The 18,530-nt window shown below is 63.5% G+C and carries 23 protein-coding genes; 8 read left to right on the forward strand and 15 right to left on the reverse strand.

The genetic code is table 11. From position 1 onward, the window contains the following. Positions 1 to 60: 60 nt before the first annotated feature. The 3 genes from BVU99_RS20950 to BVU99_RS20960 all read right to left on the reverse strand — a co-directional run bounded on the left by BVU99_RS20950 (position 61) and on the right by BVU99_RS20960 (position 1,556). Positions 61 to 453, reverse strand: coding sequence for a tautomerase family protein (locus BVU99_RS20950; RefSeq protein WP_089195663.1), 393 nt, complete (start codon positions 451 to 453; stop codon positions 61 to 63). Next, on the reverse strand, positions 443 to 775 hold the full coding sequence (locus BVU99_RS20955) for a carboxymuconolactone decarboxylase family protein (protein WP_025302061.1): 333 nt from the start codon (positions 773 to 775) through the stop codon (positions 443 to 445). Before BVU99_RS20955 ends, BVU99_RS20950 begins: the two co-directional genes overlap by 11 nt. Before the next feature lie 124 nt (positions 776 to 899). Then, positions 900 to 1,556, reverse strand: a complete 657-nt coding sequence (locus BVU99_RS20960) for a glutathione S-transferase family protein (protein ID WP_025302060.1) — start codon at positions 1,554 to 1,556, stop codon at positions 900 to 902. 241 nt (positions 1,557 to 1,797) lie between these two features. Between BVU99_RS20960 and ompC the strand changes: the two genes are divergently transcribed. The 3 genes from ompC (at position 1,798) to BVU99_RS20975 (ending at position 4,774) form a co-directional block, all read left to right on the forward strand. Continuing rightward, positions 1,798 to 2,895, forward strand: a complete 1,098-nt coding sequence (gene ompC, locus BVU99_RS20965; protein WP_025302059.1) for a porin OmpC — start codon at positions 1,798 to 1,800, stop codon at positions 2,893 to 2,895. A gap of 179 nt (positions 2,896 to 3,074) precedes the next feature. Continuing rightward, positions 3,075 to 3,926, forward strand: a complete 852-nt coding sequence (locus BVU99_RS20970; protein WP_099816763.1) for a GNAT family N-acetyltransferase — start codon at positions 3,075 to 3,077, stop codon at positions 3,924 to 3,926. Between the two features lie 17 nt (positions 3,927 to 3,943). Next, a complete protein-coding gene (locus tag BVU99_RS20975; RefSeq protein WP_025302057.1) occupies positions 3,944 to 4,774 on the forward strand; it encodes a 5'-nucleotidase, lipoprotein e(P4) family in 831 nt (276 codons plus the stop codon). Between the two features lie 3 nt (positions 4,775 to 4,777). Here BVU99_RS20975 and BVU99_RS20980 read toward each other — a convergent pair whose 3' ends face one another. From BVU99_RS20980 to BVU99_RS21005, 6 genes are all read right to left on the reverse strand, one after another. Further along, positions 4,778 to 5,296: a GNAT family N-acetyltransferase gene (locus BVU99_RS20980; protein WP_025302056.1), complete on the reverse strand. Its 519-nt coding sequence runs from the start codon at positions 5,294 to 5,296 to the stop codon at positions 4,778 to 4,780. 2 nt (positions 5,297 to 5,298) lie between these two features. Beyond that, a complete protein-coding gene (locus BVU99_RS20985) occupies positions 5,299 to 5,868 on the reverse strand; it encodes an XRE family transcriptional regulator (RefSeq protein WP_099816762.1) in 570 nt (189 codons plus the stop codon). 69 nt (positions 5,869 to 5,937) lie between these two features. Further along, positions 5,938 to 6,249, reverse strand: coding sequence for an AzlD domain-containing protein (locus BVU99_RS20990; protein WP_043137027.1), 312 nt, complete (start codon positions 6,247 to 6,249; stop codon positions 5,938 to 5,940). Then, complete coding sequence (locus tag BVU99_RS20995; protein ID WP_099816761.1) at positions 6,246 to 6,956, reverse strand: AzlC family ABC transporter permease; 711 nt, start codon at positions 6,954 to 6,956, stop codon at positions 6,246 to 6,248. Before BVU99_RS20995 ends, BVU99_RS20990 begins: the two co-directional genes overlap by 4 nt. Positions 6,957 to 7,027: 71 nt before the next feature. Beyond that, on the reverse strand, positions 7,028 to 7,876 hold the full coding sequence (locus BVU99_RS21000; protein ID WP_025302052.1) for an AraC family transcriptional regulator: 849 nt from the start codon (positions 7,874 to 7,876) through the stop codon (positions 7,028 to 7,030). A 30-nt stretch (positions 7,877 to 7,906) separates the two neighbouring features. After that, positions 7,907 to 9,361 carry an MFS transporter gene (locus BVU99_RS21005; protein ID WP_025302051.1) on the reverse strand — a complete coding sequence of 485 codons (1,455 nt, stop codon included), beginning with the start codon at positions 9,359 to 9,361 and terminating at the stop codon, positions 7,907 to 7,909. 103 nt (positions 9,362 to 9,464) lie between these two features. Here BVU99_RS21005 and BVU99_RS21010 point away from each other — a divergent pair, with 103 nt between their 5' ends. From BVU99_RS21010 to BVU99_RS25185, 4 genes are all read left to right on the forward strand, one after another. Then, positions 9,465 to 10,118, forward strand: coding sequence for a metalloregulator ArsR/SmtB family transcription factor (locus BVU99_RS21010; RefSeq protein ID WP_025302050.1), 654 nt, complete (start codon positions 9,465 to 9,467; stop codon positions 10,116 to 10,118). A gap of 176 nt (positions 10,119 to 10,294) precedes the next feature. Further along, on the forward strand, positions 10,295 to 10,789 hold the full coding sequence (locus BVU99_RS21015) for a DUF2878 domain-containing protein (RefSeq protein WP_025302049.1): 495 nt from the start codon (positions 10,295 to 10,297) through the stop codon (positions 10,787 to 10,789). Positions 10,790 to 10,899: 110 nt separating this feature from the next. Continuing rightward, the gene (gene yedA, locus BVU99_RS21020; protein WP_049203915.1) at positions 10,900 to 11,820 is read left to right on the forward strand and encodes a drug/metabolite exporter YedA; all 921 of its coding nucleotides are present in this window, start codon (positions 10,900 to 10,902) and stop codon (positions 11,818 to 11,820) included. A gap of 106 nt (positions 11,821 to 11,926) precedes the next feature. Then, positions 11,927 to 12,103: a hypothetical protein gene (locus BVU99_RS25185; protein WP_165698097.1), complete on the forward strand. Its 177-nt coding sequence runs from the start codon at positions 11,927 to 11,929 to the stop codon at positions 12,101 to 12,103. On the opposite strand, the gene BVU99_RS21025 is transcribed toward BVU99_RS25185, so the two are convergent. Continuing rightward, the gene (locus BVU99_RS21025) at positions 12,091 to 13,002 is read right to left on the reverse strand and encodes a LysR family transcriptional regulator (RefSeq protein WP_025302047.1); all 912 of its coding nucleotides are present in this window, start codon (positions 13,000 to 13,002) and stop codon (positions 12,091 to 12,093) included. The two genes, BVU99_RS25185 and BVU99_RS21025, sit on opposite strands and share 13 nt — an antisense overlap. 134 nt (positions 13,003 to 13,136) lie before the next feature. Here BVU99_RS21025 and BVU99_RS21030 point away from each other — a divergent pair, with 134 nt between their 5' ends. Then, positions 13,137 to 13,856, forward strand: coding sequence for an SDR family oxidoreductase (locus BVU99_RS21030; RefSeq protein ID WP_025302046.1), 720 nt, complete (start codon positions 13,137 to 13,139; stop codon positions 13,854 to 13,856). 6 nt (positions 13,857 to 13,862) lie between these two features. Here BVU99_RS21030 and BVU99_RS21035 read toward each other — a convergent pair whose 3' ends face one another. The 5 genes from BVU99_RS21035 to BVU99_RS21055 all read right to left on the reverse strand — a co-directional run bounded on the left by BVU99_RS21035 (position 13,863) and on the right by BVU99_RS21055 (position 18,506). Continuing rightward, positions 13,863 to 14,624, reverse strand: a complete 762-nt coding sequence (locus BVU99_RS21035; RefSeq protein WP_099817761.1) for a PhnD/SsuA/transferrin family substrate-binding protein — start codon at positions 14,622 to 14,624, stop codon at positions 13,863 to 13,865. Between the two features lie 28 nt (positions 14,625 to 14,652). Further along, positions 14,653 to 15,426 carry an ABC transporter permease gene (locus BVU99_RS21040; RefSeq protein WP_043137004.1) on the reverse strand — a complete coding sequence of 258 codons (774 nt, stop codon included), beginning with the start codon at positions 15,424 to 15,426 and terminating at the stop codon, positions 14,653 to 14,655. Then, positions 15,423 to 16,358 (reverse strand): ABC transporter ATP-binding protein, encoded by a 936-nt coding sequence (locus BVU99_RS21045; RefSeq protein ID WP_049208912.1) that lies wholly within the window; start codon positions 16,356 to 16,358, stop codon positions 15,423 to 15,425. The genes BVU99_RS21040 and BVU99_RS21045 overlap by 4 nt, the downstream gene beginning before the upstream one ends. Then, the gene (locus BVU99_RS21050; RefSeq protein WP_099816760.1) at positions 16,355 to 17,515 is read right to left on the reverse strand and encodes an ABC transporter permease; all 1,161 of its coding nucleotides are present in this window, start codon (positions 17,513 to 17,515) and stop codon (positions 16,355 to 16,357) included. The genes BVU99_RS21045 and BVU99_RS21050 overlap by 4 nt, the downstream gene beginning before the upstream one ends. Before the next feature lie 61 nt (positions 17,516 to 17,576). Then, positions 17,577 to 18,506, reverse strand: a complete 930-nt coding sequence (locus BVU99_RS21055; RefSeq protein WP_025302041.1) for an ABC transporter substrate-binding protein — start codon at positions 18,504 to 18,506, stop codon at positions 17,577 to 17,579. Positions 18,507 to 18,530 lie beyond the last annotated feature (24 nt).

Below are 18,530 nucleotides of genomic sequence, written 5' to 3' on the forward strand. Positions count from 1 at the left end.
CTTATCTAAACGAAATGATAGCGCTATTGTCCCACAGACCGCCGGCGACGTCAGCCCGAGTTACGCCTGCGGCTCGATCATCGAGACGCGACCACCGCCGAACGACCACTCGTCCAACTGGGTGGTGGCGATCACCACCATCACATCCTCGGGGTTCAGCCGCAGCTTTTCCATCAGCAACGCCGCCAGCCGTCGGTAGAAACGCCGCTTGGTGTCGCTGTCGCGCGGCCGCCCGGCGGTGATGTAAAACAGCACGAAATCCGCGCTGCGCGGCCCGCCGAGATAGTCGCGATCGTAGATAAGCTCACCGGGGCGGTATTGATCGATCACCTGAAATTTGTCCGTCGGCGGCACCTCGAACGCCTCTACCAGCGCCTGATGCAGGCTGTCGGACAAGGTTTGCAGGTAGTCAGCGGATTTGCCCTGATGCAGGGCGATGCGGCTAAACGGCATGGGGCGCCTCCGGTTCCAGCTCGCGCAGGCGCGCCACGGCCGATGCCGCTGCAGGCCAGCCGGCGTAGAACGCCAGATGGGTGATGAGCTCGGCCAGTTGCTGACGCGCCACGCCGTTGCGCTGCGCCAGCTGCAGGTGAAACGGCAGCTGTTCCACGCGGTTGAGCGCCACCAGCGCGGCGACGGTGATCAGGCTGCGCTCGCGCGGGCTCAGCTCTGGCCGCTGCCAGACATCGTCAAACAATATGTTGTCGCTGAGCTGCGCCAGCTTGGGGGCAATATCGCCGAACGCCTGTTGCCCGGCCTGGGATTCTGATGGCATCACACTCTCCTGTCAGTTGCGGATAGCCTTACGCTACCCGCCGCCGCAGCGAGTGAAAATCGGGATTTTCGGCAGTCTCGATTCAGAAAAACGGGAGGGTTCCCCGCCGGGCGGCGGGGAGGTTTCACGATTCCAGTGGGGCAACGCCGTCGAAATGGGCGCTCAGCAACGCATTCAGCTCCGGCCGCTGCTCTACCCGTTCGGCGATGGCGTACAGCCGCGGGCAGTGCTGCCGGAACCATGCGCGGCCCGGCCGCCAGTTGCACATCACCGCCACGTACAGATCCAACGCGCTGAAGCTCTTGCCGAGAAACCACGGGCCCGCTGCGCCGGCGGCGGCGTTCAGCTGCTGCAATAAACGCTCGCGATAATCCATCACCGCATTTTTCAGCTGCTCCGCCCCCGCCGCCTGCGGCTGCCAGCGCTGCGGATGGTCGGCATAGGTGAAGGTGGGGTAAATCTCCGCGTTAATGAACAGCAGCCAGCGCAGAAAACGCGGCAACAGCGGCGAGCCGCCGGGCGGCGCCAGTTCAGCATGCGGTGCGCGATCGTGCAGCAGCAGGATAATCGCCGCGCTCTCCGTCATCACTTCGTCATTGGGCAACACCAAGGTAGGCACCTGGCCCAGCGGGTTTAGCGCCAGCAGGCGATCGCGCTCCGGGCCGTCCTGCGTGTAGTCCACCTCCTCATAGCCCCAGGGGAACGCGGTCAACGCCAACGCGGCGGCCACGATCGTCGAACCGCAACCCTGCGTGCCGAACAAAGTATAAGTATCGTGCATGATTCCTCCCGCAGCGGAACAAGGTATCGATAACTGTAGACCAGCCGCCGACCGTCGGCTGAAGAAAAAATTCACCCTTTGCGCGACTTTTTTAATCGTTCGACATGAAAATGAATTTTTTGTCATAAATGGATCACATTACTACGGTAAAAATTCTCCGCCGCCAACAATCAGGCGGCACAGTGAAACAGCAATGCAACTGATGATAAGCGTCTTTCAATCGAATAAAGCAGGGTAACCCATGAAACGTAATCTTCTGGCCGTTATTATTCCGGCACTTTTACTTGCGCAAGCGGCACAGGCAGCAGAAATCTACAATAAAGACGGCAACAAGCTCGATTTTTACGGCCGTGTAAAAGCCCTGCATTATTTCTCCGATGATGCCGGCAACGACGGTGATAAAACTTACGTCCGTATCGGCTTTAAAGGCGCGACTCAGATTAACGATATGCTGACCGGCTACGGCCAGTGGGAATATCAGATCGCCGCCAACCATACTGAATCCGACGGCACTAAAGACACCAAAACGCGTCTGGGCTTCGCCGGTCTGAAATATAAGGATCTCGGCTCCTTCGACTACGGCCGCAACTACGGCATCATTTACGACGTCGGCGCCTGGACGGATATGATCCCTGAATTCGGCGACGATGCTTATATCAAGACCGACAACTTCATGAACGGCCGCACCAACGGCGTCGCCACCTACCGTAATAACAACTTCTTCGGTCTGGTTGACGGCCTGAAATTTGCCGTGCAGTACCAGGGCAAGAACGAAAACGACGGCCGCTCCGCCAGCAAGGCGAACGGCGACGGTTGGGGCCTCTCCTCCAGCTACGAAATCATCGACGGCCTGAGCGTGGGTGCCGCCTATGCCTCTTCCAACCGCACCGCCACGCAAAAAGCGGGCACCTTCGGTAAAGGCGACAAGGCCGATATCTGGGCCGGTGGTCTGAAATACGACAACAACAACGTCTACCTGGCCGCGACTTATTCGCAGAGCCGCAATATTGCGCCTATTTCCGGCACCGCCACCATCAATAACAATTCGACTTCCGTTAGCGGCTTCGCCAATAAAGCGGAAGGGATTGAATTGGTCGCGCAATATCAGTTCGACTTCGGTCTGCGCCCATCGCTGGGTTACGTTCAGCAGAAAGGCAAAGATATTGAAGGCATCGGCGATGTCGATCTGGTGAAATATTTCGACGTGGCGGCGACCTATTACTTCAACAAAAACATGTCCACTTATGTCGAATATAAAATCAACCAGCTCGATGACGACAACAAGCTGGGCCTGAAAAACGACGACGTCGTTGTTCTCGCCCTGACCTACCAGTTCTGATGTGATGAATGAATAACCACCACTGCAAACTTTAGCGTCACTTGATACCCAGAGTTTTATTTCGCCGGGCGGCTGCGTCCGGCTTTTTTGTTTTTATTTTCCCCGCCAACGAATCCCCCCGCTTGCCTTGCAAAACAAACGGGTCTACATGTATAGCTTTCCCCCGAGCGGAATCAGCCATGCACAACGACGGACGCTTCGACTTCCACAACGCCGTGCGCTACAGCAGCGACGAGCTGGCCAATATCCTCACCCACTGTTTTGAAAACTACATTGTACGCTTCGTGCTCGACGGGCCGGCCTTCGCCGCCCGCTTCGGCGCCGAAGACCTCAGCCTGAACGACAGCCTGATCGTCACCCATCGCCAGGAACCGGTGGCGGTGGCGCTGATCGCCCGTCGCGGCCGACACAGCCGGGTCGCGGCCTTTTCCATACGCCCCGAGATGCGCGGTCAGGGGCTGGGTAAGGCGCTGATGCAGCGGGTGGTGGCGGATGCCCGTCAGCGCGGCGACCATCGGCTGTCGCTGGAAGTGATCGAAGGCAACGAAGCCGCGCTGGCGCTGTACCATCGCGCCGGGCTGCGCATCGTGCGCACCCTGACCGGCCACCAGGCGCCGGCGGAAGTGCCGCCAGGCACGGCGGTGCTGCAGGCGGTCGATACGTTGACCGTCAGCCATCGCCTGACGGCGGAAGGCGCCACCGACCTGCCCTGGCTGATTGCCCCCGAATCGCTGTTCAAGCTGCCGGGCACACCGCGAGCCTATACGCTCAATCGTCAGGCCTACGCCGTGGTGATGCCCGGCGCCGAGCACTGCTGGCTGCGCCTGATCTACGTGCCCCCGCAGCACCGCGGTCAGGGGCATGCCCGCGCCTTGCTGGCCGCCCTGCAAGCGCAGTTCGCCCCTTTGCCGCTGACCGCCAACGTCTTTGTGCCCGAGGTGGCCGCCCCCTTCTTTACGCATCTTGGCTGGCGTCAGGAGCCCCTGCGCCAGTTCGAGATGGATATGCTGCTGGACAGCCCACAAGACTAAAACCGAGAGAGAGAACGATGGCAGGAAAACAGGCAAGGAAACTCACCCTTGGCGCGGCAGTTGGCGTCGCGCTGCTGACGCTGGCCGGTTGCGCGCAGCCGCCGCATACCGACGCTCAGGCCCAGCAGCGGCTGGCGGATCAGTCGGTGCTGGCGGTGAACTGGTTCCAACAGTCCGGTGAATACCAGGCGCTGGCGCATCAGGCGTTCAACAGCGCGCAGCGCGCCTTCGATCAGGCCAAGGCCGCACCGGGCCGCAAAAAGGCGGTGGTGGTCGATCTGGATGAAACCCTGCTGGACAACAGCGCCTACTCCGGCTGGCAGGCGCAGCAGGGCCAGCCGTACGACGGCACCACCTGGGCCCAGTGGACGCAGGCCGAACAGGCCGGCGCGGTGCCGGGTGCCGTGTCGTTCGCCCGCTACGTTAACGCTCATCAGGGAACAATGTTCTACGTCTCGAACCGCAAGCAGAGCGAATACGCTGCCACGGTGGCCAACATGCAGAAGCTCGGCTTCACCGGCATGTCGGAAAAGACCGTCTTGCTCAGTACCGACACTTCCAATAAGCAGGCGCGCTTCGACGCCATCAAACAAGCCGGCTATGACATCGTGGTGTACGCGGGCGACAACCTGAACGACTTCGGCGCCGCGACTTACCACCAGGATAATGCGCAGCGCCGGGCGTTCGTCAGCGAGAACCAGAACAAGTTCGGCACCGAATTCATCGTGCTGCCCAACCCGCTGTACGGCGATTGGGAAAGCGGCCTGGCCCGCGACTACAACAAGCTGACGCCACAGCAGAAGCTGCAGGTGCGCCAACAGGCGATCAAAGCCTGGCGCGGGCGCTAAGCCTCACAGCAGTTTGTACATATAGCAGGTGGCCTCCAACGCCCCGCCATCGCTGGCGCGGGCGTATTGCGGGATATCGCCTGCCGCCTCGAACCCCAATTGACGGTACAATCCCTGCGCCGCGCTGCCGCTCAGGGTATCCAGCACCAACAGGCTGCGCCGATGACGCGCCGCCAGCGCCTGCACTTCCTGCATCAACAGCCGGGCGATGCCCTGCCGCCGCGCCTGCGGATGCACCATCAGCTTGACCACTTCCGCCCGGTGGCGACCGTTGTCCGGCATCGCCAACAGCAGCTGCACGGTGCCGACCGGCCGACCGTTCTCGAGCGCCACCAGCATCGCACGCTCTCCCCGCGCCAGGGCCGGCAGCAGCCCCTGCCAAAACGCCTGCGCCTGCTCCACCGTAAAAGGCATGACAAAACCGATGCTGGCGCCGTGCGCCACGCTGGCGTGCAGCATCTCGGCCAACTCGGCCATGGCACTTTGCGCCGCATCGGCGTCCCACTGTTGCAATTCAATCATGGCTATGGCCTGCTAATAACGAGCGTGTAATGGGCCGGCTCATCGCCGGGGACATGGAAACGGGAGGCGCCGAACAGGCGGTAGCGCAGGCAGTCGCCGGGCGACAGCCGGAAAACGCGCCCTTCCAGCGTCAATTCCAACTGCCCGGACAGCAACCAAAGGTGATGTTCCAGCGCCGGAATCGACGGCAGGTCATAATCGATCTGCGCGCCGGCATCCAGCCGGGCTTCGATAAACTCGGCCTTATACAGCGCAGCAGGCGGGGAAACGGAGCGACGGTGAAAACCGCTGGCGCGATCGACCCACACCGGCTGTTGCGGCGGCCGCAGCAGCTCCGGCGGTTCGTCTTCGATTTCGCTCAACAGGCGCGACATGGTTAACCCGTAGGCGGCGCACAGCCGGTTCAGCAACGATGCCGTCGGGCTGGTCTCGGCGCGCTCCACCCGCGAGAGCGTCGCCCGGCTAAGGCCGGTGCGCCGCGCCAACTCCTCCAGCGACCACGCCCGCTGCTGGCGCAAATCCGCCAGCCGCTGCGCCAACCTCAGGTCGGCCATCTCCAAACCGTTATCCATCGTTCATACTCCGCTTAAAAATCCCATATAAGAGAAATAATCTCAAATTAGAGATATGGCAAGCGAATTTTAAAAAATGCCGCGCAGCGCGATGAAAATCAGCATGCTCAGCAACACCACCGCCAGCATATTGCGTAGAAAGAACGCCAGTATCACCGCAAACACCGCCCCCCACAGGTAAGGGTTATCCGGCGCGGCACGCAGCTGGTCGCCGCTGAAGGCGACAATCGGCCCGCAGATCGCCGTCAGCACCGCCGGCACGGAAAAGCTCAGCAGGGTTTTAACGCGCGGCGACAGACGCAGCGGCAACCCGGGCGCCAGAAAACAGTAGCGGTTGAAAAACACCACCAGCCCCATCAAAACGATCGTCAGCCAGATCATCGGCGCCCCCCGCTGCACAGCAGCCCGACCAGCATCGCCGCCACGGTGGCGATCACCAATGCGCCCGGCGTCTGGAAATGGTGCAACACGATGGAAAGCAGCAGCGCGGTCAGCACGCAGGCCAACACCGGCAGGTTGCGCACCAGCGGCACCACGATGGCGATAAAGGTGGCGGCGATGGAGAAATCCAACCCGTAACCGTCCAGATCCCCGGCGCTGCCGGCGGCTACGATGCCGAGCAGCGTGGAGAGAAACCAGCACAGGTAAAAAGTCAGCCCGGCGCCCAGCGCATACCAACGGTTGAAACGCGCCGGCGTCTGTTCGCCGGTCAGCGCGAACAGTTCATCGGTGAGCAAGAATCCCAGCGCCAGCCGCCAGCGCAACGGCAGCGGCGCGATGCGCTCCCGCAGCCGCAGCGCGTAAAGAAAGTGCTGGGCGGTAACGAAAAAGGTCGACAGCAGGATCGCCAGCAGCCCGGCACCGCCCTTGATCATGCCCATCGCCACCAGCTGCGACGCCCCGGCGAACACGATAGCCGACATGCCCAGCCCCTGCGCCGGCGTCAGGCCGCTTTGCAGGGCCATCGAGCCCGCCAGTACTCCCCACGGCACCACCGCCAGGCACAGCGGCAAGATAGCCACCCCGCCCTGCAGCGCGGGGCGCAGGCGGGCGGAGGGCGGCGTGATGAGGGGGATTGAATCAGTCATGGGCTTCTCCTTGAGTTGAAGAAGCCAGCTTACGGCGCAGGCGTACACGGGTATTGCACCCGATTGCCCGGCTATTTCAGCGATTTGACGTAGTCGCCCGGCGTGACGCCCATCGACTTGCGAAAATGGCGGTGGAAATGGCTTTGATCGTGAAAGCCGCAGCTCAACGCACTGTCCAGCACGCTGTTGCCGGCCTTCAGCATGCCGCGCGCCTTGCGCAGCCGCGCCTGAATTTGATAGGCGTGCGGCGGCAGGCCGGTGGCCTGCTGAAACTGCCGCAGCAGGTAATAAGGACTGAGCGCCACGCGATCCGCCAGCTCCAGCAGCGAAATGTCCGCCTCGGGGAAATCGTCGAGAAAGGCTTTCACCCGCGCCACTTGGCTTTGCGCCCGGCTCTGCGGCGCAGGATCGATACGGCTTTTGCCGTGCCGCAGCATCAGCCAGGTCAGCGCCGAGAACACCATGGTCTCCTTCATCAGCCGGTTCTCATCGCTGCGCAGCAGGCTGAACGCCATGCGCAACTGGCCAGCCAGGCCGACGTCGTGCACCACCGGGTTGGGAAAATAAGGCGTCGCGCCGGCGCCGGTTTTCAGATCGCGCGATAAAAAGGCCAGTAGCTCCGGCGCCGGGTACATCGCCTGATACGACCAGCCCTCTTCGGTGGCGGAACTGCCAGTATGAATATCGTCGGCGTTGACCAGAATGATGCTGCCCAGCGGCGCCACGTGTTCGCCGCCGGTGCGGTAGAAGCGCTGGGCGCCATCGTCGATGACGCCCACGCAGAAGCCTTCATGGCTGTGGCGCGAGAAGGTTTGGCGGCGGTAGGTGGCCTGCAGCACTTCCAGCCCGCCAAGATCGTCGACGTGCATAAAATGAGCCTGCTCCCGGGATGCTTTGCGCGCTATGCCTTCCGCCTTCATCTTGCCTACCTCCGCTGAATGAGAGGCATTCTAGCACTCGCGCGAGGGCGGGTTTTGTACAAAATTGCCCGTCTCGGCCCCCGGCGGCGCGATCGCCGCGCAGCGCCAGGCGCTGAATACCGCCAGCAGCGGCGCCAGCGCGAACGCCAGGAACAGCCAACGCGCCGCCGATGCCGCGCCCGTCGCGCCACCCGGATCGTTCAGCCCCGCCAGGTTGGCGATCATCCCGGCCAGCGCCGCACCGAATGCGGTGGCGAACAGCTGCACCGTGGTAATTGAAGCGCCGGCGATATCTTTGTCCGCTTCAGGTGCCACCTGCAAAATGCGCGTCAGCAGGTGCGGCCAACCGAAGCCGATGCCGAATCCCACCAGCAACAGCGCAATGACGATCGGCGCCAACGCCTGCCAGTGGCCGCCGGACGGCATCGGCATCAGGATCGCCAGCGCCAGCAAGCCCACCAGCACGAACAGCGGCCCGCTGACGATCGCCCGGCGAATGCCCGCTCCGCGCCAGCCGGAGCTGAGGATCTCGGACAACGTCCAACCGGCGGCCATAGCGGCGGCGATATAGCCGGAGATCAGCGGCGACTGGCCGTGCAGCAGCTGCAGGAAATAAGGCACGAAGATTTCGCTGGTCATGCCTATCACCAGCAACGCGGTCGTGATGTACAACGCCGCCAGCGATGAGCCGCGCCGCAGTGCGCCGTGCGGCAACAGGCGGGCGCGCGAGTGCGCTTCGCGCTTCAGCAACCAGGCCATCAGCACCAGCGAGAGCGCGATGCCCGCCAGGTTGATCCAGGCACTGTGCGCCAGGCTGCCGGCGGACACCACCAGCACCGCCACGGTCAGCAACAGCAGCTGTGCGGTCGGCAACGGTGCGGCCGCCTGCTGCGCTTTGCCCTTGGGCAGGATCAGGAAGGTAAACGCGGCGTACAGCGCCATGATCGGCAGCAGAATGCCGAAGGCCCAGCGCCAGGCGTTCAGTTCGGCGAAAATACCACCTACCGCCGGCCCCACCAGGGTGGCGATGCCCCACATCGCCGAGATGAGCGCCATGGCGCGCGGCCACAGCCGCTGCTCGAATACCAGATTGATCATCGCGTAGGAGAGCGCAAAGATCAGCCCGCCACCAAAGCCCTGCACCGTGCGGCCGATCAGCATCACCGGCATGCTCGGCGCCAGCGCGCACAGCGCCGCCCCGGCGATGAAGAACAGCGAAGCCACCAGATAGGCGCTGCGCGCACCGTAGCCGCTGAGCAAGCGGGCCGACAGCGCGGAGCCGAGGATAGACGCCACCACGAACAGCGTGGTGTTCCAGGCATAGAGATCCAGCCCGCCGATATCCTGCACCACCGAGGGCAAGATGGTGGTGGCGACCAGAATATTGATGGCATGCAGCGCCACGCCGAGCGAGAGCGCGATCGCACTGGCCGCATTTTTGCCAGAGAAAAGGTCGCTCCAGCGGCTATCGTCATGGGTTATCACGGTTGTCGTCCTGTTTTCAGAGGAATGGCATTGAGTTGATCATAAGATTGCGTTAAATTTAACAAGAGTTATCTTGGAATAAGTTAGGGCGAGGCGGAGAAATATGTCAAGAATAAACTTGGAAAATAGCGGAAAGACCGCACAATCGGTCAGTGACCGCTTGCTGACGCTATTGAAAACCCGCGGCCCGCAGCAAGCTTCTGACGCAGGAAAGGTGCTCGGCACCACCGGTGAGGCGGCCCGCCAGCAGTTCGTCAAGCTGGCGAAAGAGGGGCTGGTCGAAGCGGTGGCGGAAACGCGCGGCGTAGGCCGCCCGGTACAGCTGTGGCATTTGACCTCGGCCGGCAATGCGCGCTTTCCCGATACCCATGCGGACCTGACGGTTCAGCTGCTGCGCACCGTGCGCGACAAGCTGGGCGAACAGGCGCTCGACGTGCTGATCGAAACCCGCGAGCAGGAAAACCGCATCAACTACAAGCAGGCGATGATTGGCGCCGCCGATCTGCAGGAGCGCGTGGCGCGCCTGACCGAGATCCGCTGTCGCGAAGGGTATATGGCCGAATGGCGCCAGGAGGAGGACGGTGCCTATCTGCTGGTGGAAAACCACTGCCCGATCTGCGCCGCTGCCACCGTCTGCCAGGGCTTCTGCCGGGCGGAGCTGAGTATCTTCACCGAAGTGCTGCAGGCGCAGGTGGAGCGCGCCGAACACATTCTGGCCGGCTCGCGCCGCTGCGCCTACCGGATTTCGCTCCTGTAACACCGGTTTTTGCCCACGTTTTCAACCGGTACAGATTATTCTGCTTGTGCACCCCACACCTTCCCTTCTAAGGTTGAATTAACGAACATTCAGGCAAACAGCGGGCCTCGCGCCCGCTTGGCAAATCCGTCGGCGCTAAGCGCGCAGCGGCAGAGTAACCCCACGGGAGTTGAACGATGAAGAAGCCGCATGCCGGATTCTGGCTGGCGACGCTGGGACTGGGCGTTTGCTGGCTGCTGGCGCTGCTGACTCGCGATCGGCTCAACGGCCTACTGCTGGCCGGCGCGGCGCTGGCGCTGATCTTTACCCCTGCCACCCGCCGTAAGGGCGCGGCTCTGGCTGCCCTGGGCGGTATCGGCATGGATGGGCTATGGAGCTACAGCGGCGTGCTGCACTACAGCGGGCAACACGGCCTGCCGCTCTGGACCCTCGCGCTGTGGATCGGCTTCGGCTGCTGGTGGTATTGGCTGCTGGACGTGGTCAGAGCGGCGCCCTGGCCGCTGGCGGTGCTGGGCGCCGCCGTCGGTCCTTTCGCCTACGCCGTCTCCTGGAAGCTGGGCGTGTTACTGCCCGGCGTGCCGCCGGAGTTCATGCTGCTGTTGCTGGCCGTCGGCTGGTCGATTTACCTGCCGGCCGTCAGTTGGCTGCAGTGGAAGCGGCGGAACAGCTGAACGGCTTGCGGCAGTCGGGAAAAATAATGCCGAAAGCCATTGCTTATCGGTTGCCCAATCGGGTTTACTGAGCGTTCTAATAATAATCATCCCTGCAAAAACACATCCCTATGCTTAGCCAACAAAGCCGTAGCGTCCTGCCGTTGATCGGGGCGTTGTTCACGTTATATATCGTTTGGGGTTCCACCTATTTCGTCATTCGCCTCGGCGTCGCGCAGTGGCCGCCGCTGATGATGGCCGGGATTCGCTTTCTGATTGCCGGCATCGTGCTGTTCAGTTTCCTGGCCTGGCGCGGCCACGCGCTGCCGACGCCGAAGCAGTGGCTGGCCGCCGGCGCCATTGGCATTCTGTTGCTGGCGGTAGGCAACGGCCTGGTGACGGTGGCGGAACACCAACATGTGCCGTCCGGCATCGCCGCGGTGATGGTGGCGACGGTGCCGCTGTTCACCCTCTGCTTCAGCCTGCTGTGGGGCATGCGCAACACCAAACTGGAATGGGCCGGTATTGCGCTCGGGTTAGTGGGCATCGTGCTGCTCAACACCGGCAACAACCTGGTGGGCAACCCGACCGGCGCGCTGTTGATCTTGCTGGCGTCGGCCAGTTGGGCCTTTGGCTCGGTATTGGGATCGCGCATCTCGCTGCCGGCCGGGCCGATGGCCGGCGCGGCGGAGATGCTGGTCGCCGGCGTGGTGTTATTGGTCGCCAGCCGGCTGAGCGGCGAGCACCTGGCTCAGATGCCGAGCACCGGCGGCTTTCTGGCGCTCGGGTACTTGATTGTCTTCGGCTCGATGCTGGCGATCAGCGCCTATATGTTCTTGTTGAAGAATGTGCGCCCGGCGGTCGCCACCAGCTACGCCTACGTCAACCCGGTGGTGGCGGTGCTGCTCGGCATCGGCTTTGCCGGCGAATCACTGGCGCCGCGCGAGTGGCTGGCGCTGGTGATCATCGTGGCGGCGGTGGTGCTGGTGACGCTGGGAAAATACCTGTTCGCCCGCCCGGCCCGCGTGCAGGCCATCGACAGCGAACGGTAGCGATCGCAAAGGGCGGTCAGCGGGCCGCCGTTAAAAACGATTCTTGTTTCACCCGGCGAAGGGGCTATAATTCCCGCTGTTCCAAGCAACCTGCGAAATTATTCCTATGCTGAAAAAAGCGTTCCTCATCGTCATCGCCCTGTGCGCCTTCGGTTCTCTGGGCGGCGTATTCCTCGCCGGGTTGAACATCTACACCCGTTCCACCACCCCGCATGAAGAAAGCGCGCCTGCCGGGGATAGCGCCGCCACGCCGGCGCAAACCGAAACCCTTCAGGCCAAGTGATCGTCCATCCAACGCTGACAGCGCTGCTGTAAAAAGCGCTGCAGCTGCCTGACGCGTTCCGACACCTGCGAGCGATGCGGGCAGACCAGATTGATCGGCACCGCGTCGCTGCGCCATTCCGGCAACAGCTGCACCAGCCGCCCGGCGCGAATGTCGGCCACCACGTCGATCGCCGACTTGCGCACCACCCCGTGCCCGGCCAGCGCCCAGCGCCGCGCCACCTCGCCGTCATCGGTAAAATAGCTGCCGTTCAACGGCACTTCGATCAGTTCCTCACCGCGCCATAGCCGCCATTCCACCTGTCGTTTGCCGCTGGGCTGATACACCAGAATGCTGTGCCGAACCAGATCGGCCGGCGTTTGCGGCGCGCCATGCCGCCGCAGGTAATCCGGGCTGGCGCAGATCAGCCGCCGGTGCTGCGGCAAAATGGGCAGCGCCACCAGCGAAGAGTCGGCCAACGGCCCGAAACGGAGCGCCACGTCCACCGGTTCGCGAAACAGATCGGCCTGCCGATCGTTGATCAGGAGCTGCAGCTGAATATGCGGGTGCTGCAGGCGGAACTCATCCAGCCAGCAGAGCAGCAAATTGCGGCCAAAATCCGACGGCGCGGAAATCTGCAGTACCCCGGACAGCCCCTGATGCTTCTCGCGGATCGCCTGCTCTCCTTCGGCCAACGCGCCCAGCGCCAGGCGCGCGCTGTCGAGATAGCGGGCGCCCTCCTCCGTCAACCTCAGGCTGCGGGTGGAACGCACCAGCAGCCGCGCGCCCAGCTGCTGCTCCAGCCTTTTCACCGCGATGCTGGCCGCCGCCGGCGTCATGTCCAGCGCGCGCGCCGCGGCGGAAAAACTGCCGCCGTCCACCGTGCGGACAAACACCTCGAGATCGACAAATGAGGTCATGTATTTCCCCTCTTTTTAGCCCAATCAATTATTAATATTAATTTACAAGTGTTTGCTATTAGGCGGGCTTTTTTCCTCATTTTCAATCAGGAAAGATAGATCCCGTTGAAACTTACCTAAAAAGAGGCCTTAACATGACGATTCCCGACTCCCCCCTGAAACGACAAAAGCTGGTGATCCTGGGCGGCACCAGCGGCATTGGCGCCGCGGTGGCCTACGCGGCGGCGGCGCGCGGCGCTGAAGTGGTGCTGGCTTCACGTCGCCTTCCCCACGCCGGGGAGAAAAACGACGCGCTGCATCTGATGCAGGCCGACCTGACCGATGAAGCATCACTGCATGCGCTGTTTGCCGCCGTCGGCGCTTTCGACCATCTGGTGATCACCGCCGGGCCGTTGGTGGACGCGAAACCGCTGGCGGAGACTGCCTTTGAGCAGGCGCAGGCCGACTTCAACGTCAAATTCTGGGGCAGCTTGCGCGCGGTGCAGGCGGCGCTGCCGACGCTGGCGCCGCAGGGCTCGATCACCCTGACCTCCGGCCAACTGTCGCGTAAATACCTTGGCGGTCAGTTGATCAAAACCGGCATCAACGCCGCGCTGGAAGCGGTCGGCAAACAGTTGGCGAAGGAGCTGGCGCCGCGGCGGGTGAACGTGGTCAGCCCCGGCATCACCGCCACCGAAGCCTACGACGGCATGAGCGCCGCGCAGCGTCAGGCGCTGTTCGAGCGCGTAAGCGGCAGCCTGCCGGTCGGCCGGATCGGCCAGGCGGCCGACGTCGCGGCGGGTTACCTGCTGGCGATGGAGAACGGTTTCGTCACCGGCAGCGTGATCGACATCGACGGCGGCGGCCTGCTGTAACGGCGGCTAGAGCGCCGTCACGCCCTGTGCGGCGGCCTGCTGCTCCAGCACGGTGATAATCTGGTAAGCCGAGCGCGGCACCAGGCTGAAATCGCCGATCAGCAGGCGGTGGCTGACCGCCTCATCCAGCATCGCTCGGGCGCCGGCGCGCAGGATGTCCACCTGTTCCGGTGGCGTGCCGGCTGCGGTGATCAGCGGCAAACCGGGCACCGCCGCCGTGCGGCCGATGATTTTCAGCCCCTCCAGCGCCTGTGGCTGCGCGCGGCGCAGCAGTTCCATGCTGATGGAATCGATGGCGGCGATATCCGCCTGCCCGCTGCGGATCAGCTTCAGCGACTGGTAATGCGCCCCGGAGGCGATAGCCGCACCGAAGAATTTCCCGTCCTGCGCCAGCGGCGCGATCAGCGCGCGCAAGCCGTTGTAGCCGGACTGGGAATCGGTGCTGTTATACGCCACCGTCCGGCCGCGAAAATCCGCCAGCCGTTCGCCGGAGTCGCCCGCGCGCACCACCAGCCAGCTGCGGTAATTTGGCCCGTCGCACCCTTCCACCCGATAATGATAGGTTCCGATCAGCTGCACCTGCGGCAGGCTGCTGACCAACGGATAACCGCAGGTTTGGCTGAGCAGCAGATCCTCGCGCCGCCAATGCTGCGCCAGATCGTCCGGCCAGCTAAGCCGTTCCGGCGCCGCCGGCAACCCCAGCCGCAGCAGCTTGCCGCGCAAGACCTGCCAGAAGGATTCGGCCTGCTCCCGGCCAACGCCGTACATCGGTAGAGACACCTGCATCATTTCCCCCTTACCCCGCCGGAGTGGTCGCCAGCGTCTGCTGGCGCCAGGCGGTGAGATAACGCACCCAACGTTCGAACAGCATATCGGTGATAATAGCCAACAACGCCACGACCGCCGCGCCCTGGATCACATAGGCGGTGTTAAACCCGCTCAGGCCGATGATGATCGGCGAGCCGAGCGTCTTGGTGCCGACGGTGGAAGCGATGGCCGCCGTACCGATGTTAATGATCACCGACGTGCGGATCCCGGCGACAATCACCGGCGCCGCCAGCGGCAGTTCAACCCGCCACAGAATTTGCCAGGCGCTCATCCCCACGCCGCGGGCGATCTCGCGCGTGGCGGGCGGTACCGATTCGATGCCCGCCAGCGTGCCCTGCAGGATCGGCAGCAGGCCGTACAGCACCAACGCAATGATCGCCGGCTGCTCGCTGAAGCCCATCACCGGTACCGCTACCGCCAGCACCGCCACCGGCGGGAAGGTCTGCCCCACCGCCACTACCGTTTCCACCAGCGAACGAAACTCCCGGCCGCTGCGTCGGGTCACAGCGACGCCCGCCGCCACGCCGATTACCACCGCGATCAGGCTGGAGATCGCCACCAGCGACAGGTGCGCCCCCACCAGCGCGATAAAGCTGTCCTGCTGATAAATGGGCCGCTCCAAATCAGGGAACCAGGCGGCGAACAGGCCGCGCAGATGATCCATGTCGAACACCAGTGCCAACAGCAGCGCCAGCGTCCAGGGCAGCGGATCGCGCAGCAGGCGCCCGATGCGCCCGCTCATGACAGCGCCTGCCCGGCGATCAGATCGTTGAAATGCAACACCCCCAACGCTTCGCCCCGTTCATCCACCACCGGCAGGCAGTCGCTGCCGCGCGCCACGAACACCGACAGCGCCTCGCGTAGGCTCATGGCGGCGGCGATCGGCTCGCCCCCAGCGACGCCGGGCCGCACCCGCTCCGCCACCGTACCCAGCGACAGCAGCTTGATGCCGCGATCGCTGCGCCCGAAGAAATCGCGCACGAAATCGTTGGCCGGGGCGGTCAACAGCGTCAGCGGCGTGCCCTGTTGCACCACCCGCCCCTGATCGAGCAGCACCAGGCGATCCGCCAGGCTCAACGCCTCGTCGATGTCGTGCGTCACCAGCACAATGGTGCGGCCCGAGATCTGATGAATACGGGCGATCTCCGCCTGCAGCGCCGCGCGGGTGACCGGATCCAACGCGCCGAACGGTTCGTCCATCAACAACACCTCGGGATCGGCGGCGAGCGCGCGCGCCACTCCGACCCGCTGCTGCTGCCCGCCGGAAAGCTGGTGCGGGTAGCGACGGCGAAACAGATCCGGCTCCAGATGCAACAGCTCCAGCAACTCGGTAACCCGATCGCGGATGCGCGCACGCGGCCATTTCAGCAGTTGCGGCACGGTGGCGATGTTCTCCTCCACCGTCCAGTGCGGGAACAGGCCGATCGACTGGATCGCATAGCCCATGCGTCGCCGCAGATCCTGCGGTTTGAACGACTGGATCTCTTCGCCGGCAAAGAGGATCTTGCCCCGATCGTGTTCGATCAGGCGATTGATCATTTTTAACGTCGTGGACTTGCCAGAACCCGAGGTGCCAATCAACACGGTGAATTCGCCCTCGGCGATGTGCAGCGTGAGATCGTCGACCGCCGGCTTGCCCTGAAAAATTTTGCTGACTTGCTCAAAGTGAATCATCGGCGCGATACGTCCAGGATTGAAACCCAAAATTTAAACAGCGAATCGACGATGACCGCCATCATGACCACCGGGATCACCCCCAGCAAAACCAGATCCAGCGCGCTGCTGAGCAGCCCCTGGAACACGATGGCGCCAAAGCCGCCGGCGCCAATCAGCGCCGCTACCACCGCCATGCCGACGGTTTGCACCGCCAGGATGCGCACGCCGGTCAGGAACAGCGGCAACGCCAACGGCAGCTGCACGCGCAGGAAAATCTGCCCGCGCGTCAACCCCATGCCGGTGGCGGATTCGATCACCCCGGCCGGCACGCTCTGCAGCCCCGCCACCACGCTGCGCACCAGCGGCAACAGCGCGTACAGCACCAGCGCCACGATCGCCGGCGCCATGCCGATGCCGCTGACGCCGTGCTCCGCCAGCCAGGGCACCGCCGCCGCCAGCCCCGCCAGCGGCGCAATCAGCAGGCCGAACAGCGCGATGGAAGGCACGGTCTGGATAATGTTCAGCGCGGAAAAAATCGGCCTCTGCCAGCGCTCGGAGCGAAAACACAGCACCCCGAGCGGCACGCCGATCGCCAGCGCCGGGGCCATCGTCGCCAGCAGAATGGTCAGGTGCTGCAACAGCGCGGCGTCAAACACCTCCTGACGATTGTGGTACTCCTTCAGCAGCGACAGCTGATCGAGCTGATGCCCGAACAGCAGCAGCGCCGGCGGCACCAGCACCAGCGCGTTGCCCAGCATGCGCCACAGGTGCGACGCGGTGAGGCGCGCCATGGCGTCGGCCGCGATCAGCAGGCTCAGCGCCATCGTCAGCCAGCAGCCGCTGCCCCAAGAGGTGCGCGCCAGGCGCGACCCCTCCTGCGCCAGGCGTTCGGCGGCCTGCCCACTGATCCAGAAGGCCAGCGTCAACACCCCGCAGGCGGCCAGCGCCGCCAGCAGCGCCCGCCCCCGCGTCGGCGGCAACAGGCTGAGGCTCGCCAATGCCGCCAGCGGCAACAGCAGCCACAGCGCCGGGCCGTGCAGCAGGGAGAACAAGGAGAGGCTTTTGCCCGACAACAGGCGATTGGGGGCATAACTGAGGAACGGCAGGCCGAACGCGGCCAGCAGCAACAGCATGAACAGCGTCAACAAGACGCGATGTTTTACGGCGATAGTCAAAGAAACGCTCCGGCTCCCTCGGTTAACCCCCTCTCCCGACGGCAGAGGGGGCACCTCGGCATTATCCCTTAACAAACCCTTTCTCTTTCAGGTAAGCGGCCGCCACCTGTTTGGCGTCCTGGCCTTCCACGGCGATCTGGGCGTTGAGTTTTTGCAGCGTCGGCCCGTCCAGCGAGGCGAACACCGGCTTCAGCAGCTCAGGTAGATTGGCGTGCGCTTTCAGCGCCGCTTCGCGCACGATCGGCGCCGGCGCGTAGATCGGCTGTACGCCTTTCGGGTCCGCCAAGGTCTGCAACCCCAGCGCCGCTACCGGGCCATCGGTGCCGTAGGCCATCGCCGCGTTGACGCCGGAGGTCTGCTCCGCCGCCGCCTTGATGGTCACCGCCGTATCACCGCCGGCCAGGGACAGCAGCTGATCCTGATTCAGTTTGAAACCGTAGGCACTCTGGAACGCCGGCAGCGCATCCGGCCGTTCGATAAATTCCGCCGAGGCCGCCAGCTTGAACTTGCCGCCACCGTTGATCCACTTGCCGAGATCCGACAGCGTTTTCAGATGATTGGCCTCCGCCACGTCCTGGCGAATAGCGATGGTCCAGGTGTTGTTGGCCGGCGCCGCGTCCAGCCAGACGATTTTGTTTTTGTCGTAGTCGAGCTGTTTCACTTTCTCGAAGCCGGCCTGGGCGTTCTTCCACGCCGGATCTTTCTCATCGGAGAAGAAAAACGCGCCGTTGCCGGTGTACTCCGGGTAGATGTCGATCTCACCGGAGGTGATGGCGCCGCGCAGCACCTTGGTGGTGCCGAGCTGCAGCTTGTTGGTGGTCTTGATGCCGTTGGCTTCCAGCACCTGCACGATGATGTTGCCGAGCAGCGAACCTTCGGTATCGATCTTGGAGCCGACGCGCACCGAGTCGGCCGCCTGCGCCAGGCCGCCGGTGGCCAGCAGGGCCAGCGCGACGGCAAAGGAACGTCCGCGTGATAAGGTGATTGCCATACTTTTCCTCTGGTTATATGTTTT

The sequence above is a fragment of the Serratia sp. OLAL2 genome, from assembly GCF_002752475.1.
GTDB lineage: Bacteria > Pseudomonadota > Gammaproteobacteria > Enterobacterales > Enterobacteriaceae > Serratia > Serratia bockelmannii.